A 16,281-nucleotide genomic window follows, 5' to 3' on the forward strand; every position below is an offset into this window, starting at 1 on the left:
GAGCAGTCTGCATGGGCAAATGTCGCCTTGTACGCGGTTTCGCCCTAATTGGGGTGCCCCAACCGCAACACCAGCCCCAGATGTGGTGGCGATGCGCCGCCCGACGAGGCCGTCGGAGACCTCGGAGAGCCGGTCTCAGTCGACCCGCGGCAGGTCCGGGCGCAGCCGCAGCACCACGAGGGCCTGCACGCCGCCGATGACCGCCAGGACCAGCCAGACCAGTGACAGGCTGCCGCTGACGTCGCGGACGAGGCCCATGGCGAGCGGTCCCACCGAGGCGATGCCGTAGGAGAAGAGGAAGGCCATGCCCGTGAGGCGTCCGCTCGCCTCCGGCGTGCGGGCGTAGCGCACGAGCAGCACGAGGGCGAGCGAGAACGCGGCACCCTGCCCGAGACCCGCGATGACGGCCCACAGCCACGGCGCCGCGAGCGGCGCGACGAGGATGGCCAGGCAGCCGACGACGCCGAGGCCCGCGGCCGGCATGAGCAGGCGCCGCATGTCGGTGGCCTTGTCGCTCAGCACCGGTCCGAGCAGACCCGACACGATCTGGGCACCGCTGAAGGCGGCGGCGAGGTAGCCGGCCGAGCCTCGGGACCAGCCGTGCTCGACGTAGGTCGGCGCCAGCCACGTGACGGCCGAGTAGAAGCACCACGACTGCAGGGCCAGGTAGCCCGCGACGAGCCAGGCCGTGCGGTGGCGCCACGGCAGCCGACCCGGCCCCTCCTCGTCGGGCGTGTGGTGCGGGTTGGCGCGCACGGTGAAGGGCACCCACGCGAGCACCCCCACGACCGCGACGACGGTCCACGAGCCGAGCGAGCCCTGCCAGCTGCCGAGGCGGTCGGCGAGGGGCACCGCGAGCGCGGAGCTCACCGCCGCCCCGCCCATCATCGCCAGCATGTAGAGACCTGTGACCAGGCCGGTGCGCCTGGGCGGGAAGTACGTCTTGACCAGGCGCGGCAGCAGCGTGCCGGCGACGGCGATCCCCACCCCGCACAGGAACGTGCCGACGTAGAGGACGACGACGTTGCCCCCGCTGAAGCGGCTCGCCGTGCCGACGACGATGCTGACGGCAGCGGCCAGGACCGCGCCCGCCGCGCCCATGCGGTGGGCGATCCGGCTCGCCAGCGGCGCGAAGAGACCCATGCAGAGCACCGGCAGGGTGGTCAGCGCCCCGGCGGCGGCGTGGCTGAGGCCGAGGTCGGCCGAGATCGCGTCCAGCAGGGGCGGGATGCTCGTGATGGCGATGCGCAGGTTCGCCGCGACGGCCACGAGCGCGACGGCCATGACCCACACGGGTGGGAGGGGCCGGATGGCTGGGTCTCGTCGGAGCACCCTCAGAGACTAGATGTGTCGAGCACGAGGTCCGCGCGGTCCCTCGTCGAGTCGCCCGAGAAGAGCGCGGACTCCTGGTCGGCCCACCGCTGCCACTGCGGCCGGTAGGCCTCGCCGTCCCGGGCGATGCCGCGGTCGCGGCGCAGCGCGGTGTCCGCGTCGACGAAGACGGTGACGGCGGCATACGGCCGGGCAGGACCGACGCTGGCACCGCAACCCTCGACGACGAGGAAGCGGCACGGCGGCACGTCCTTCGTCCCCGCCCACCGCTCGCGCACCCAGCTCCACAGCCGGTATGCCGCGTGCTCCCCGCGAGACAGCGGCTCGAGCACCTGCCGGGTGAGCAGGGCAGGGGCCGCGGCGAGGCCGTCCCAGCCGGGGTAGAGGTGGTCCATGTGGACGACGGCGACCGGTCCCGTGGCTGCCAGCGCCAGCTCGACGCCGCGCGCGAGGGTGGTCTTGCCGGCGCCACTCGGGCCGTCGAGGGCGATGACCACGACGTCGCCGCAGCGGGGCTCGGCGGTGAGCGCGAGGGAGACCACGGCAGCGACGTGCTCGGCGCGTGGCGGCCTCGTCACCTCGTCCCACATGGGCGCGACCCTAGCCGGTCAGGTCGCTGGCCTAGCCTTGGTGCATGCCCGTCGCCACCAGAGTCATCGCCTGCCTCGACGTCGACGCGGGTCGCGTCGTCAAGGGCGTCAACTTCGAGAACCTCCGCGACGCCGGCGACCCCGTCGAGCTCGCCAAGGTCTACGACGACCAGGGCGTCGACGAGCTGACCTTCCTCGACGTGACCGCGAGCAGCGGCAACCGCGAGACGACCTACGACGTCGTGCGGCGCACGGCCGAGCAGGTGTTCATCCCGCTGACCGTCGGCGGCGGCGTGCGCACCGTCGACGACGTCGACCGCCTGCTGCGCGCCGGGGCCGACAAGGTCGGCGTCAACACGGCGGCGATCGCGCGGCCCGAGCTCATCTCCGAGATCGCGAGCCGGTTCGGGGCCCAGGTGCTGGTCCTGTCGGCCGACGTGCGCCGCCGCATCGGCGACGACGGCCGCCCCACCGACGACTTCGTCATGACGACTCACGGCGGCCGCACCCCCGTCGACCTCGACGCCGTCGAGTGGTGCGCCCGCGCGGCGGAGCTCGGTGCGGGCGAGATCCTGCTCAACTCGATGGACGCCGACGGCACCAAGGACGGCTTCGACCTCGAGCTGATCCGGCGCGTCCGGGCCGCCGTCTCGGTGCCGGTCATCGCGAGCGGTGGCGCAGGTCGGGTCGAGCACTTCGCTCCGGCCGTCGAGGCCGGCGCCGACGCCGTCCTCGCCGCGAGCGTCTTCCACTTCCGCGAGCTCACGGTCGGAGAGGTCAAGGACGCCCTGCGCGCCGCCGGCGTCACGGTGCGCTGAGCCTCAGCTGATGCCGAGCTCCGCGCCCTGCAGGGCCGCAATGTCGTCGGCGTCGCCCTCGAAGGCGATCCGGGCCACGCTCTTTCGGCCGTACGCGTAGAGGACGAGCTCGCCGACCGGGCCGCGCAGGACGACGGTCCCGTGGGCGTCGGGCAGCTTCGCGGCATACCGGCCTCGGCCCTCGGCGATGAGCACGATGCCGGTGGGCGCCTTGCGGAACATCAGGCGTGCCGACCGGCGCAGGGCCGACCACAGCTTGCCCTCGAGTTGCGGCACGAGCTCGCGCGGTTGCCACCCCGGCTGCGCCCGGCGGACGTCCTCGTGGTGCACGAAGTACTCGATGAGGTTCGTGATCTCGTCGACCTTCGCGTTCGACATCGGGTTCCAGGCCGGCGCGCCCCGGCGCACCCGGGCGACGACCGCGGCGTAGTCGCCGTTCGCGATCCGGCTCTGCTCGCGGTCGAGGTGGCCCTCGAGGAAGGGCACGAACCGGCCCACCGAGAGGTCGGGACGGTTCTCGCGCACGAGCAGGTGCGCGGCGAGGTCGCGCGTCTGCCAGCCCTCGCACAGGGTCGGGCGGTCGGGTCCGAGCCGGTCGAGCTCGTCGCAGAGCAGGAGGCGTTCGGACCTGGCGTGGCGCGTCATGGCCTCATCCTGTCAGGGGCGCCCGGCAGGTCACGAACAACTCGTTGGATCACCGGCCCGTCACCTCCGTAGGGTCGGACGGTGATCGAGCTCGTGCGCCCCACCGCAGACCTCAGCGACGGCTGGTGGGAGATGGTCGACGACTTCGGAGGCACCACGATCCACGGGTCCGGCTACCGTTCGGGGGACCGCGAGGTGCTCGCCGAGCCGGCCGCCTTCGCCGAGTGGGTCGACTGGCTGGGGCGGCAGGAGCACCCGGACGAGCCGCTGCCGCCCGAACGTGTCGCGTCGTCGTACCGCTGGGTCCTCGACGACGGCCGTGTGGTCGGCACGATCGCGATCCGCCACGGGCTCACCCCCTCGCTCGTCGCCGAGGGCGGCCACATCGGGTATGCCGTCCGGCCGGCCGCGCGTCGCCGGGGCGTCGCGACGGCGGCGCTCGCGCAGGCTCTCGCCATCGCCGCCCGCCGTGGCATCGACCCGGCCCTCATCACGTGCGACCGCACGAACGTCGCGTCGGCGCGCACCATCGCCGCCTGTGGCGGAGTGCTCGAGGACACGCGCGACGACGTGCTGCGCCACTGGGTGCGGACCGGCGCGGCGGCCGACCCCATCGGCCCGGGTCCGGTCGAGACGCGGCTCGCGCGGCTCGTGCCGGTCACCTGGGACGAGGCCCAGGCGATGCTCGCCGGCTCCCGGCGAAGCGACTGGGCGCCGGGCTACCCGCGCGAGGACGACCTCGACGCGGTGCGCGGGATGACCGCGGACGGACCCGACGCGTGGACGCCCCGGCACGTCGTGCGGCGCTCCGACGGGTTGGCGGTCGGCAGCATCGGCTGCTTCGGGCCGCCCGTCGACGGGGTCGTCGAGGTGGGCTACGGCCTCGTCGAGTCGGCGCGGGGCGGCGGGCTGATGACCGACGTGCTCTCGGGAATGGTGCGGTCGCTCGAGGCAGCCGGCCTCCGCGTCGTGGCGCACACGCTCCCCGACAACGTGCCGAGCCACCGGGTGCTCGGCCGGCTCGGGTTCGTGCGCGAGGACGAGGCGCCCGGTGGGGCGACCGACGAGTGGCTGTGGGTGAGGCGAAGCGGTGCCGGTGCTGTCGTCGGCGCGTGAGAGGCTGAGGGGTCGACCACAGAGCAGAACACCAGGGGAGCCGAAGAGCGTGAACGTCCCGACCACCTCGACCCTGCGGGAGGGTCTCGCCGTCATCGGCCGAGGCATCAAGGGACAGCCCCGGTGGTTCTCCCTCGCCGTCGTCGGCAGCATCGTCTACGGCGTCATGACCAGCCTCACCGCGGCGGCCATCGGCTACGTCGTGCGCGAGGCGGTGACGCCCGCGATCGCCGCACGGCACGTCACGCCCGGGCAGCTCTGGTTCATCGGTGGCGTCATGGCCGCCGTCGTGCTCACGACCACCGTCGGGGTCATCGGCCGACGCCTCGCCGGAGGTGTCGCCATGTTCAACCTCGGCGCGATGTACCGCCGCCGGGTCACGCGGCAGTACCTTCGCCTCCCGCTCAGCTGGCACCACAAGCACCCCTCCGGGCAGCTGCTGTCCAACGCCAACGCCGACGTCGAGGCCACGTGGAACATCTTCGCGCCGCTGCCGATGGCGCTCGGCGTCGTCGTCATGCTGCTCTTCGGCATCGTCCAGATGGTCGTCGTCGACCCCTGGCTCGCCGTCGTGGGCCTCACCGTCTTCCCGATGCTCTTCCTCGCCAACGTCGCCTTCCAGCGCGCGATGTCACCGCGGGTCACGCGGGCCCAGCAGCTGCGGGCCGACGTCTCCGAGGTGGCGCACGAGAGCTTCGAGGCCGCACTCATCGTCAAGTCGCTCGGGCGTGAGGACCACGAGGCCGACCGGTTCCGTGCGGTCACCGACGAGCTGCGCGACGCCAACATCGACGTGGGCCGCACCCGTGGACGGTTCGACCCCGCCATCGAGGCCATCCCGACCATCGGCACCCTCGCCGTCCTCTTCGTCGGCACCCTGCGCGTGCGCAGCGGCCTGCTGTCCGCGGCCGAGGTCGTGCAGATCGCCTACCTCTTCTCGATCCTCGCCTTCCCGGTGCGGGCGCTCGGCTGGGTGCTGGCCGAGCTGCCCCGAGCGGTCGTCGGCTGGAACCGCGTCTCCGCCGTGCTCGACGCGACGGGCAGCATGACCTACGGCGAGCGGGCGCTGCCAGTCGGCGCCGCCAGCCACCTGCAGGCCGAGGGCCTCGCCTACGCCTACGAGATCGTGGCCGAGGACGGTTCCGCCGACCTGAACCCCGCCATCGTCGACGTCACGCTCGACGTCGCGCCCGGCTCGACGGTGGCGGTCGTCGGCCTCACGGGCAGCGGCAAGTCCACCCTCACCAACCTCGTGATGCGCCTCGTCGACCCCGACAGCGGGGCCGTGCTGCTCGACGGCGTCGACCTCCGTGAGGTCAGACGCGCGGGCGTCAGCGACGTCGCCGCGCTCGTCGCGCAGCAGACGTTCATGTTCGACGACAGCGTGCGCGGCAACATCACGCTCGGCACCGCACACGACGACGACAGCGTCTGGCGGGCGCTCCACGTCGCGCAGGGAGCGACGTTCGTCGAGCGGCTGCCCGACGGCCTCGACACCCACGTCGGCGAGCGGGGCGCCAGCCTCTCCGGCGGCCAGCGCCAGCGAATCGCCCTGGCCCGCGCGGTGATCCGCCGTCCGCAGCTGCTCATCCTCGACGACGCCACGTCCGCCGTCGACCCCAGTGTCGAGCAGGCGATCCTCGGTGGCCTGCGCGAGGCCAGCTCGGGCACCACGGTGCTCGTCGTCGCCTACCGCATGGCGACGATCCTGCTCGCCGACGAGGTCGTCTACGTCGAGCAGGGCCGCGTCCTCGACCACGGCTCGCACGCCGAGCTGCTCGGCCGGTGCGCGGGCTACGAACGGCTCGTGACGGCATACGCCCGCGAAGCCGCCGAACGCGAGGCCATCGCCGCCGACGAGGAGTTCGGCGACGCCCTGCCCGTCGACGACGAGGCCGGGCGCGGCCCGGCCGAGGAGGTCTCCCGATGAGCATGCGTTCCCAGGTCCTCGTCGAGCACCACGGTGTCGCCACCGGCAAGGACATGTCGACGTGGCAGACCCTCAAGCGCGGCGTCGAGCTCTCGCCCGAGCTGCGCAAGGGCATCTGGGTCACCGTCGCCCTCGCCGTCCTCTCCACGCTCGGACGCGTGCTCGTCCCGTTCGTCGTGCAGCGCATCACCGACGAGGGGCTGCTCGCCGCGGGTGGTCCCGACACGGGTGTCGTCGCGCTCTACGTCGGCATCGCGATGGTCGGCGTCGCCGTGACCGCGCTGTCGGCGTACTTCGTCAACGTGCGCCTCTTCCGCTCGTCCGAGAGCGGGCTGGCGACGCTGCGGCTCAAGGCGTTCCGGCACATCCACGACCTCGCGATGCTCACCCAGAACACCGAGCGCCGCGGATCGCTCGTCTCGCGCGTCACCTCCGACGTCGACACGATCTCGATGTTCGTGCAGTTCGGCGGGCTCATGCTCATGATCAACCTCGCGCAGATCACCCTCGCGACGGTGCTCATGCTCGTCTACAGCCCGCTCCTCGGCCTCGTCGTGTGGCTGTGCTTCGTGCCGCTGTTCCTCATCATCCGCAAGTTCCAGGGCATCGTCGGTCGCGCCTACACGCGGGTGCGCGAGCGCGTCGGCGACATGCTCGGCGCCATCTCCGAGGCCGTGGTCGGAGCGCAGGCGATCCGCGCCTACGGCGTCGAGGACCGCACGGCCGAGCGCATCGACGCCGCGGTCGAGGAGCACCGCAAGGCCGCCATCGGCGCCCAGGCCCGGTCGGTCGTCGCCTTCACCTCCGGGCAGCTCGTCTCGGGGCTCACCACGGCAGTCGTCCTCGTCGTCGGCACCGTGCTCGCCGTGCGTGGCAGCCTGACCCTCGGTGAGCTGCTCGCCTTCCTCTTCCTCGTCAACCTCTTCACGATGCCGGTGCAGCAGGCGACCGAGATCCTCAACGAGATGCAGAACGCCGTCGCCGGCTGGCGCCGGGTCATCGGCATCATCGACACCCCGGCCGACGTCTCCGACCCCGGCGAGTCCGGCGTCGAGCTGCCGCGAGGGCCGATCACCGTGCGGTTCGACGGAGTCGGCTTCGCCTACCCGGGCGGCGAGCAGGTGCTCCACGACGTCGACCTCACCATCGCCCCCCGCAGCCGCGTGGCCATCGTCGGCGAGACCGGCTCGGGCAAGTCGACCCTCGCGAAGCTCCTGACGCGCCTCATGGACCCCACGAGCGGGCGGGTGCTCCTCGACGGCGTCGACCTGCGCACCGTGCGCTTCTCGTCGCTGCGCTCGCGCGTCGTCCTCGTGCCGCAGGAGGGCTTCCTCTTCGACGGCACCCTCCTCGACAACATCCGGTTCGGCCGGCCTGAGGCGAGCGAGGACGACGTGCGGCTCACCCTCACCGAGCTGGGGCTCGACGCCTGGGCCGCGACCTTGCCGCTGGGCCTCGCCACCGACGTCGGCCAGCGCGGCGAGTCGCTGTCGGCAGGGGAGCGGCAGCTCGTCGCGCTCGCCAGGGCCTACCTCGCCGACCCCGACCTTCTCGTCCTCGACGAGGCGACGTCGGCCGTCGACCCGAGCACCGAGGTGCGGCTCCAGCGCGCCCTCGACTCGCTGACGCGTGGGCGCACCTCGATCGCGATCGCCCACCGTCTCTCGACGGCCCAGGCCGCCGACGAGGTCATCGTCGTCGACGCGGGGCGCATCGTCGAACGCGGCCACCACACCGAGCTCGTCCGCCTCGGCGGCGTCTACTCCCGCCTCCACGCCTCGTGGGTCGCCCAGCAGCAGGCCGTCTGACCCCACCGACCCGCGCCCTGGGCACCGAACGCAGCGTTCGATGTCGAAAACCGTGTTCCAACACCGCTTTCGAGACCGAACGCGGCGTTCGGTGCGCGCGACGGCACAATGGCGGCGTGACCGACTCCCGCAACCCGACCGGCCCGGCGCTCGACCCGGCACTCGACCCCACGTCCCTCGACCCGAACGTCGCCGCGCTGCTGAAGCGCGACCAGCACGGGTTGGTGGCGGCCGTGGTGCAGCAGCACGACAGCGGCGAGGTGCTCATGGTCGGCTGGATGGACGACGAGGCCCTGCGTCGCACCCTCACCGAGGGCAGGGTGACCTTCTGGTCACGCAGCCGCGAGGAGTACTGGCGCAAGGGCGACACGAGTGGTCACGTCCAGTGGGTCAAAGGGGTGCGCCTCGACTGCGACGGTGACGCCCTGCTCGTCAGCGTCGACCAGGTCGGGGCAGCCTGCCACACGGGCGACCGCACCTGCTTCGACGCGCGCGTGCTGCCCGCCGTCGTCGGCGAGGCCTGATCACAAGCGCCTTCGGCAGCCTCAGGCCGGCACCACCGATCGCACCACCTCGACGACCGCCTTCCAGGCCGGGCCGAGCATCTCGACCCCGCCCACCTCCGCGACGGCGAGGTAGATGGCGATGAAGGTCAGCGCCGGCCCGACGACGAACCGCTCGGTGAAGTGGTTCGTGCTCAGGGCCGCGTAGTTGAACCGGTGCCTCCAGAACGGCCAGAACAGCGGGCAGCCCTGCACGGTGGCCATGTCGCCGAGCAGGTGCACCGCGGTGCCGATGCCGACCGCCCACGGGATGACGTCCGGCGAGAACGAGTCGAAGAGGGCGCCGCGCGTCAGCGCAGCGCCGACGAGCAGGCAGGCCGCGGTGTGGAGCACGGGCACCTTGACGAGCGACACGTGCACGGCGGCCGAGGCGATCGCGAAGAGGAACGCGAGGTAGAGGCCGAGGGCGAGACCGCCCGCGTTCGTGGCGAGGACGCCGAGCCCGGTGAACATCGCGAGCCCGAGCAGCGAGTGGGTCCCGTTGCGGTGCCCGCCCAGGCAGAACCCGACGACTGTCGCGAGCACCGTCGTCACCGGCCCCAGCGAGCGGGCGATGGTGCCGGACGGGTGGTCGAGGTCGGGAAGCATGGCCGAGCCGGCCCCCACGACGGCGGCAACGGGAACCGCCCAGCCGTCCACGGCCACCCCGTGCTGTCGCAGCAGCGGCACGACGGCGAGCACCGCCACGGCCCCCGAGGTCGCGTGCGTGCGGCCGATCACCGGGCGCACCGGGGGAGCGATGGGCGCCTGGGGCGCCGGCTCAGCGGGGACACTGCTGTCTCCTTCGTGTCCGGTCGGTGCCGTTGCGGCTCGAACCCTGGGCGCAACCGTGGAATCGCCTGTGCCGCAACGACTTGCCGGTGCCGACTCTCCCTGCGCAGATGTCGGCGTGAGGCTATCGCGACGGATTCGAAGACGCGCGCCCGGGTCGCCACCCCTCTCGCCTGGCGGAGCCCGCGCGGCCCGGTCTGCCCGGTGGGCCAGAATGGTTGCGTGCCCGACACGACGACCCCGCCCGCTCCGACGCCGCACGCCGACCTCGCCTGGGGTCGCACGTGGCCGAGCCTCGAGGTCTTCACCGAGCTCGCCCTCGAGCACCGTCGCGTCATCCCGGTCGTACGCCGGGTGCTCGCCGACGCCGAGACGCCCGTGGGCGTCTACCGCAAGCTCGCGAAGGACGCGCCGGGCACCTTCCTGCTCGAGTCTGCCGAGCACGGCGGCGTCTGGTCGCGCTACTCCATCGTGGGCGCGCGCAGCGCCGCCACCCTCACCGAGCTCGACGGCCAGGCGCACTGGATCGGCGAACCGCCGGTCGGCCTGCCCGTCGACGGTGACCCGACCGCCGCGGTCCGCGACACGGTCGCGGCCCTGGCCACGCCGCGTACGGCAGGGCTGCCTCCGCTGACGGGCGGGCTCGTCGGCGCCATCACCTACGACGCCGTGCGCCACTGGGAGAAGGTGCCCGACGACGGCCGCGACGACCTCGGGCTGCCCGAGGTCGCCATGATGCTCGCCACCGACCTCGCCGTCTTCGACCACAGCGACGGGTCGTTGCTGCTCGTCGCGAACGCCGTCAACCACGACGCGACCGACGAACGCATCGAGGAGGCGTGGGCCGACGCCGTGGCCCGGCTCGACCGCATGACGGACGAGCTCGCGGCACCGGCCCCCAGCACGGTCGCGACCATCGAGCCGCTGAGCAGCGAGCCCACGAGCAGTCACACCCAGACCGAGTTCGAGGAGATGGTCGAGGAGGCGAAGGAGGCGATCCGTGCGGGCGAGGCCTTCCAGATCGTCGTCTCGCAACGCTTCAGCGTGCCGTGCCGGGCCGACTCGCTCGACGTCTACCGGGCCCTGCGCGTCAGCAACCCGAGCCCCTACATGTACCTCCTGCGTCTGCCCCACCCGGACGGCTCGTCCTACGACATCGTGGGCTCGAGCCCCGAGGCCCTCATCAAGGTCACCGGCCGGCAGGCGATCACCCACCCCATCGCCGGCTCGCGGCCCCGTGGCAAGAGCCCCGACCACGACGCGCACCTCGCCGAGGAGCTGCTGGGCGACGCCAAGGAGCGCGCCGAGCACCTGATGCTCGTCGACCTGGCCCGCAACGACCTGCAGCGCATCTGCCGGGCCGGCACGGTCGACACGGTCGACTTCATGTCGATCCGCCGCTACAGCCACATCATGCACATCGAGTCGACGGTGGTCGGCGACCTGCGCGACGACCAGAGCGCCTACGACGCGCTCGTCGCCACCTTCCCGGCGGGCACGTTGAGCGGCGCGCCGAAGCCGCGGGCGATGGCGCTCATCGACGCGTACGAGGGACTGCGTCGCGGGCTCTACGGCGGCGTCGTCGGCTACCTCGACTTCTCCGGTGACCTCGACATGGCCATCGCCATCCGCACCGCCCTCATCAAGGACGGCCGGGCGCACGTCCAGGCGGGGGCGGGGATCGTCGCCGACTCCGTGCCGCACCTCGAGTACGAGGAGACCGTCAACAAGGCGGCCGCCGCGCTGCGGGCCGTTGCCGCGGCCGGGGGGCTGCGACCGCTGGGGAACCACCGCGCATGACCTTCCTCACCCTGGACAAGAAGCGAGCCGCGCTCGTCGTGCTCCTCCCCGCGGCGCTCCTGCTCGGCCTCACGACGCGCACGTGGGCAACCGGCGAGTCCCGCGACGTGCTCAGCCGCGCGGTCACCGAGGTGACCGGAGGGGCAGCCGCCCCGGGCGTCGTCGGCCTGTGCGCCGTCTGCGTCGTCGCGCTGCTCGGTCTCATGACGGGCGGACGCGTGATCCGGGCGCTCTCCGCAGGCGTGCTGGTGCTCTCGGCCGTGGGCGCCGCCCTGATGACGCTGTTCGTCGCGCTGCGGCCCGTCACGACGGTGACCGACGCCGTGGCGCGCGAGCTGGCCCGCACGACGGCCCCCGCGGCAACGGGCACGAGCACCGTGTGGGCCTGGCTCGCGGTCGTCGTCGCCGCCCTCCTGGCGGTGGGCGCCGCCCTCGCGACTGCCTCGAGCCGCAGCTGGGCCGGTCTGTCCGGCCGCTACGAGCGCGGTGCCAAGCCGGCGAGCGGCCCTCGCGGCGAGGTGCGCACGACCTGGGACGAGCTGAGCGAGGGTCACGACCCGACCCTGCGCGACGCCCCTGACGAGACCTGACAGAATGAGCACCGTCGGCCCGCACGGGCGTGGAGCCGACCGGACGAGAGAGGACGCCATGGAAGAGCAGCACGAGGACCACGGTCACAGCACCGCCGCCTGGACGGGGGTCGGGGTCATCCTGCTCGGCACGGCGATCGCGTCGGTCGCGGTCGTCATCCCCAGCCTCGTCCTCGGCATCATCGGTGCGGTCGTCATCGTGGCCGGCATCATCGCCGGAAAGGTCCTGTCGATGGCCGGCTACGGCGCAGGCAAGCACCACGCTCAGGCCGGGTCGATCGTCGACGCCCCTGACGAGGCCGGCGCCGGGACCCTCGGCAAGAGCTGAGCGCAGTGCCGACCGTTCTCGACGAGATCATCAGCGGCGTCCGCGAGGATCTCGGGCGCCGCCGCGCCGCCCTGCCGCTCGGCGAGCTCGAGGCTCGCCTTGCCTCGGTGGGCCCTGCCGTCGACCCGATGCCGGGCATCCGGTCGGCCGAGGGGGTCGCGGTCATCGCCGAGGTCAAGCGGTCGAGCCCCAGCAAGGGGGCCCTGGCCGACATCCCCGAGCCGGGCCGCCTCGCCGCGGCGTATGCCGCCGGCGGAGCGAGCGCCATCAGCGTGCTCACCGAGGAGCGCCGGTTCTCGGGCAGCCTCGCCGACCTCGACGAGGTGCGGGCGGCAGTGCGAACGCCCCTGCTGCGCAAGGACTTCATGGTCGACCCCTACCAGGTCACCGAGGCCCGCGTGCACGGCGCAGACCTGGTGCTGCTGATCGTCGCCGGTCTCGACGACGTGCTGATGCGCGACCTGCACCAGCAGGCGGGCGAGCTGGGCATGACCGCGCTCGTCGAGGTGCACGACGCCGCAGAGCTGGACCGCGCGCTCGCGCTGGACCCCGTGCTCGTCGGCGTCAACGCCCGCAACCTCAAGACCCTCGAGGTCGACCCCCGCACCGTCACCGACCTGCTGCCGCGCGTGCCCGACGGTGTCGTCGGCGTCGCCGAGAGCGGTGTCACCGGTCCCGACGACGTCGTGACCTACGTGCGCGCCGGCGCCGGCGCCGTGCTCGTGGGCGAGGCCCTCGTGCGCGACGGCGCACCCGAGCACGCCGTGCGTGCGTTCATCGAGGCAGCGGCCGCCGCGCGCGCCGCTGCCGACCAGGAGTGAGCATGACCACGTCCCAGGCTCCGGCACACGGCCGGTTCGGCGACTTCGGCGGGCGCTACGTCCCCGAGGCCCTCATCCCCGCCCTCGAGCAGCTCGAGGAGGTGTGGCGCAAGGCCGTCGTCGACCCGGAGTTCGTCGGCGAGCTCGAGCGCCTGCAGCGCACCTACACCGGCCGGCCCAGCATCATCACCGAGGTGCCCCGGTTCGCCGAGCACTGTGGTGGCGCCCGCGTCATCCTCAAGCGCGAGGACCTCAACCACACGGGCTCGCACAAGATCAACAACGTCCTCGGCCAGGCCCTGCTGACCAAGCGCATGGGCAAGACCCGCGTCATCGCCGAGACCGGCGCGGGCCAGCACGGGGTGGCCACCGCCACCGCGGCGGCGCTGCTCGGGCTCGAGTGCGTCGTCTACATGGGCCGCAAGGACACCGAGCGCCAGGCGCTCAACGTCGCGCGGATGCGCCTGCTCGGAGCCACCGTCGTGCCGGTCGACAACGGCAGCAAGACGCTCAAGGACGCCGTCAACGAGGCGTTCCGCGACTGGGTGGCCAACGTCGCGACCACCCACTACGTCCTCGGGACCGTGACCGGGCCGCACCCGTTCCCCGAGATGGTCCGCGACTTCCACCGCGTCATCGGGGTCGAGGCGCGTCAGCAGGTGCTCGACCTCGTCGGCCGGCTGCCCGATGCCGTGCTGGCCTGCGTCGGCGGCGGCTCCAACGCCATCGGCATCTTCCACCGCTTCATCGACGACCCCTCGGTGCGGCTCATCGGCTTCGAGGCCGGCGGCGAGGGCGTCGCCACCGGCAAGCACGCCGCGCGCTTCTCCGCCGGCGTCCCCGGCGTGCTCCACGGCGCCTTCACCTACGTCATGCAGGACGAGGACGGCCAGACGGTCGAGTCGCACAGCGTGTCGGCGGGTCTCGACTACCCGAGCGTCGGTCCCGAGCATGCCCACCTGCTCGACTCGGGCCGGGCCGAGTACCGGCCCGTGTCCGACGACGAGGCGATGGAGGCCTTCTCGCTGTTGTCGCGCACCGAGGGCATCCTCCCCGCGATCGAGAGCGCGCACGCCCTCGCGGGCGCCATGAAGGTCGGGCGCGAGCTCGGTCCCGACGCCGTGCTGCTCGTCAACCTCTCGGGGCGTGGCGACAAGGACGTCCACACGGCCGCCGAGTGGTTCGGCCTCATCGCCGACGACGGCACACCGCGCCTGCCCGACGATGCCGGCGCCAAGGGCATGGGGGAGCAGCAGTGAGCGTCGCCACCATCATCGAGAAGTGCCGCGCCGACGACCGCCCGGCCCTGGTCGGCTACCTCCCGGTCGGCTTTCCCTCGGTCGAGGGGTCCATCGCCGCCATGCGGGTCCTCGTCGAGTCCGGCGTCGACATCGTCGAGATCGGCGTGCCCTACAGCGACCCGGTCATGGACGGTCCCGTCATCCAGGACGCCGCCGTGCGGGCCCTGGCCGCCGGCGTGCACCTCACCGACATCTTCACCGCGGCCCGCGAGGTCTCGGCCGCCGGCGCCGGTGCGCTCGTCATGACGTACTGGAACCCGGTCCTGCGCTACGGGGTCGAGCGCTTCGCTGCTGACCTCGCCGCCGCCGGGGGAGCCGGGCTCATCACGCCCGACCTCATCCCCGACGAGGCCGGCGCGTGGATCGCCGCTGCGGACGCCCACGACCTCGACAAGGTCTTCCTCGTGGCACCCAGCTCGACGCCCGAGCGGCTCGCCGCGGTGACCGCCCAGTGCCGTGGGTTCGTCTACGCGACGGCCGTCATGGGGGTCACCGGAGCGCGGGCGAGCGTGGGAGAGGCCGCCGACGCGCTCGTGTCGCGCACCCGCGAGCACACCGACCTGCCCGTCTGCGTCGGGCTCGGTGTCTCGACCGGCGACCAGGCGGCCGAGGTCGGGCGCTTCGCCGACGGCGTCATCGTCGGCTCGGCGCTCGTGCGCTGCCTCACGGAGGCCGACTCCGACGAGCAGGGGCTCGAAGCCCTCGGCGCCCTGGCCCGCGAGCTCGCCGACGGCGTGCGGCGGGCTCGCACATGAGTCTGCTCGCCGGCCTTCCGACGGTCATGCCCGTCGAGATCCCGTCGCCCAGCGTCGGGGTCTGGCACCTCGGCCCGCTGCCGATCCGCGGCTACGCCCTGTGCATCCTCGCGGGGATCGTCGTCGCCGTCTGGCTGACCCAGCGTCGCCTCGAGGCGCGCGGCCACCGTCAGGGCATCGCGATCGACATCTCCGCCTGGGCGGTGCCGTTCGGCATCCTCGGCGGCAGGCTCTACCACCTCATCACCACGCCGCAGCCGTACTTCGGCGAGGGCGGCGACCCGTGGAAGGCGTTCGCCATCTACGAGGGTGGCCTCGGCATCTGGGGTGCCGTGGCCCTCGGCGCCGTCGGCGCGGCGATCGGCTGCCGCAAGCACGGTGTCGCGTTCCGCGACTTCGTCGACGCCGCCGCCCCGGGACTCGCGATCGCGCAGGCCATGGGCCGTTTCGGCAACTGGTTCAACAACGAGATCTACGGAGCGCCCACCGACCTGCCGTGGAAGCTGCGCATCTACGACTGGGACACCTCTGCCGGACGGGCGATCGTCGACGCGCAGGGCAACCCCGTCGTCAAGGGCTACTTCCACCCGACGTTCCTCTACGAGGCCCTCTGGTGCCTGCTGCTCGCGGCCTTCCTCGTCTGGCTCGGCCGCGGGCACTCACCCCGGTCGGGCCAGGTCTTCGCGGCCTACGTCATGGGCTACCCGGTGGGCCGCATCGTCATCGAGAACATGCGCACCGACTCCGCCAACCTCATCCTCGGCCAGCGCGTCAACACGTGGGTCTCGATCCTCGTCTTCCTGCTCGGTGCCTCCCTGTGGCGCCGGTTCGGCCGCATGGAGCAACCGCCGGCGCTCGCACCCGAGAGTGACGAGGACCACCCTCTGCCGGCAGGTGCCGCGGAGGCCGACGGCCAGCAGCGGAGTTCCACCGCCGAAGCCGCCGAAGATCCTTCGGTCGGCGAGCGCCCCGACGCGTCAAACGGCACCGCTCCCACGGCGCCCGAGGTGGACCGTCCGGCCCAGTCCTGACCCGACCGGCACACCGCCCCAGCGCTCGGACGTGAGCACGGCGTCTCACGATTCGGAATCCGCCGTATCAACAGGTAGGACG

At 72.7% G+C, this 16,281-nt stretch carries 16 protein-coding genes; 12 read left to right on the forward strand and 4 right to left on the reverse strand.

Going from position 1 to position 16,281, the window contains the following annotated elements; translation table 11 throughout:
• Positions 1-135 precede the first annotated feature (135 nt).
• Together ACYVNR_RS18230 and ACYVNR_RS18235 are read right to left on the reverse strand one after the other, a co-directional pair.
• Positions 136-1,332 carry an MFS transporter gene (locus ACYVNR_RS18230; RefSeq protein ID WP_458799715.1) on the reverse strand — a complete coding sequence of 399 codons (1,197 nt, stop codon included), beginning with the start codon at positions 1,330-1,332 and terminating at the stop codon, positions 136-138.
• Between the two features lie 2 nt (positions 1,333-1,334).
• The gene (locus ACYVNR_RS18235; protein WP_458799716.1) at positions 1,335-1,922 is read right to left on the reverse strand and encodes a nucleoside/nucleotide kinase family protein; all 588 of its coding nucleotides are present in this window, start codon (positions 1,920-1,922) and stop codon (positions 1,335-1,337) included.
• Between the two features lie 44 nt (positions 1,923-1,966).
• Here ACYVNR_RS18235 and hisF point away from each other — a divergent pair, with 44 nt between their 5' ends.
• On the forward strand, positions 1,967-2,740 hold the full coding sequence (gene hisF, locus ACYVNR_RS18240) for an imidazole glycerol phosphate synthase subunit HisF (protein WP_461049960.1): 774 nt from the start codon (positions 1,967-1,969) through the stop codon (positions 2,738-2,740).
• A gap of 3 nt (positions 2,741-2,743) precedes the next feature.
• Here hisF and ACYVNR_RS18245 read toward each other — a convergent pair whose 3' ends face one another.
• Positions 2,744-3,385: a TIGR03085 family metal-binding protein gene (locus ACYVNR_RS18245; RefSeq protein WP_461049962.1), complete on the reverse strand. Its 642-nt coding sequence runs from the start codon at positions 3,383-3,385 to the stop codon at positions 2,744-2,746.
• 81 nt (positions 3,386-3,466) lie between these two features.
• On the opposite strand from ACYVNR_RS18245, the gene ACYVNR_RS18250 reads away from it, so the two are divergent.
• The 4 genes from ACYVNR_RS18250 to hisI all read left to right on the forward strand — a co-directional run bounded on the left by ACYVNR_RS18250 (position 3,467) and on the right by hisI (position 8,763).
• On the forward strand, positions 3,467-4,501 hold the full coding sequence (locus tag ACYVNR_RS18250) for a GNAT family N-acetyltransferase (protein WP_461049964.1): 1,035 nt from the start codon (positions 3,467-3,469) through the stop codon (positions 4,499-4,501).
• Between the two features lie 49 nt (positions 4,502-4,550).
• Entirely contained in the window at positions 4,551-6,431 is a 1,881-nt protein-coding gene (locus ACYVNR_RS18255) for an ABC transporter ATP-binding protein (RefSeq protein ID WP_461049966.1), read from the forward strand.
• The gene (locus ACYVNR_RS18260) at positions 6,428-8,239 is read left to right on the forward strand and encodes an ABC transporter ATP-binding protein (RefSeq protein ID WP_458799726.1); all 1,812 of its coding nucleotides are present in this window, start codon (positions 6,428-6,430) and stop codon (positions 8,237-8,239) included. Before ACYVNR_RS18255 ends, ACYVNR_RS18260 begins: the two co-directional genes overlap by 4 nt.
• Positions 8,240-8,355: 116 nt before the next feature.
• On the forward strand, positions 8,356-8,763 hold the full coding sequence (gene hisI / locus ACYVNR_RS18265; RefSeq protein WP_461049968.1) for a phosphoribosyl-AMP cyclohydrolase: 408 nt from the start codon (positions 8,356-8,358) through the stop codon (positions 8,761-8,763).
• A gap of 21 nt (positions 8,764-8,784) precedes the next feature.
• On the opposite strand, the gene ACYVNR_RS18270 is transcribed toward hisI, so the two are convergent.
• Positions 8,785-9,531, reverse strand: coding sequence for a metal-dependent hydrolase (locus tag ACYVNR_RS18270; RefSeq protein WP_458799730.1), 747 nt, complete (start codon positions 9,529-9,531; stop codon positions 8,785-8,787).
• A 264-nt stretch (positions 9,532-9,795) separates the two neighbouring features.
• On the opposite strand from ACYVNR_RS18270, the gene ACYVNR_RS18275 reads away from it, so the two are divergent.
• The 7 genes from ACYVNR_RS18275 to lgt are packed head-to-tail and all read left to right on the forward strand — an operon-like array spanning position 9,796 to position 16,199.
• Positions 9,796-11,373: an anthranilate synthase component I gene (locus tag ACYVNR_RS18275; RefSeq protein WP_461049971.1), complete on the forward strand. Its 1,578-nt coding sequence runs from the start codon at positions 9,796-9,798 to the stop codon at positions 11,371-11,373.
• Positions 11,370-11,963, forward strand: coding sequence for a Trp biosynthesis-associated membrane protein (locus ACYVNR_RS18280; RefSeq protein WP_461049972.1), 594 nt, complete (start codon positions 11,370-11,372; stop codon positions 11,961-11,963). Before ACYVNR_RS18275 ends, ACYVNR_RS18280 begins: the two co-directional genes overlap by 4 nt.
• Positions 11,964-12,021: 58 nt before the next feature.
• Positions 12,022-12,291 (forward strand): HGxxPAAW family protein, encoded by a 270-nt coding sequence (locus ACYVNR_RS18285; protein WP_045192303.1) that lies wholly within the window; start codon positions 12,022-12,024, stop codon positions 12,289-12,291.
• A 5-nt stretch (positions 12,292-12,296) separates the two neighbouring features.
• Positions 12,297-13,112, forward strand: a complete 816-nt coding sequence (gene trpC / locus ACYVNR_RS18290) for an indole-3-glycerol phosphate synthase TrpC (RefSeq protein WP_461049974.1) — start codon at positions 12,297-12,299, stop codon at positions 13,110-13,112.
• A gap of 2 nt (positions 13,113-13,114) precedes the next feature.
• Positions 13,115-14,371, forward strand: a complete 1,257-nt coding sequence (gene trpB, locus ACYVNR_RS18295) for a tryptophan synthase subunit beta (RefSeq protein ID WP_461049976.1) — start codon at positions 13,115-13,117, stop codon at positions 14,369-14,371.
• Positions 14,368-15,168 carry a tryptophan synthase subunit alpha gene (gene trpA, locus ACYVNR_RS18300; RefSeq protein ID WP_045192306.1) on the forward strand — a complete coding sequence of 267 codons (801 nt, stop codon included), beginning with the start codon at positions 14,368-14,370 and terminating at the stop codon, positions 15,166-15,168. The genes trpB and trpA overlap by 4 nt, the downstream gene beginning before the upstream one ends.
• A complete protein-coding gene (gene lgt / locus ACYVNR_RS18305; RefSeq protein WP_461049978.1) occupies positions 15,165-16,199 on the forward strand; it encodes a prolipoprotein diacylglyceryl transferase in 1,035 nt (344 codons plus the stop codon). Before trpA ends, lgt begins: the two co-directional genes overlap by 4 nt.
• Positions 16,200-16,281 lie beyond the last annotated feature (82 nt).

The organism is Terrabacter koreensis (assembly GCF_054783315.1).

What these genes read in the sequence shown, in the direction of transcription:
- ACYVNR_RS18235 (WP_458799716.1), bottom strand. Translation starts at nt 1,922, where the DNA reads ATGTGGGACGAGGTGACGAGGCCGCCACGCGCCGAGCACGTCGCTGCC.
- hisF (WP_461049960.1), top strand. Translation starts at nt 1,967, where the DNA reads ATGCCCGTCGCCACCAGAGTCATCGCCTGCCTCGACGTCGACGCGGGT.
- ACYVNR_RS18245 (WP_461049962.1), bottom strand. Translation starts at nt 3,385, where the DNA reads ATGACGCGCCACGCCAGGTCCGAACGCCTCCTGCTCTGCGACGAGCTC.
- ACYVNR_RS18260 (WP_458799726.1), top strand. Translation starts at nt 6,428, where the DNA reads ATGAGCATGCGTTCCCAGGTCCTCGTCGAGCACCACGGTGTCGCCACC.
- ACYVNR_RS18280 (WP_461049972.1), top strand. Translation starts at nt 11,370, where the DNA reads ATGACCTTCCTCACCCTGGACAAGAAGCGAGCCGCGCTCGTCGTGCTC.
- ACYVNR_RS18285 (WP_045192303.1), top strand. Translation starts at nt 12,022, where the DNA reads ATGGAAGAGCAGCACGAGGACCACGGTCACAGCACCGCCGCCTGGACG.
- trpB (WP_461049976.1), top strand. Translation starts at nt 13,115, where the DNA reads ATGACCACGTCCCAGGCTCCGGCACACGGCCGGTTCGGCGACTTCGGC.
- lgt (WP_461049978.1), top strand. Translation starts at nt 15,165, where the DNA reads ATGAGTCTGCTCGCCGGCCTTCCGACGGTCATGCCCGTCGAGATCCCG.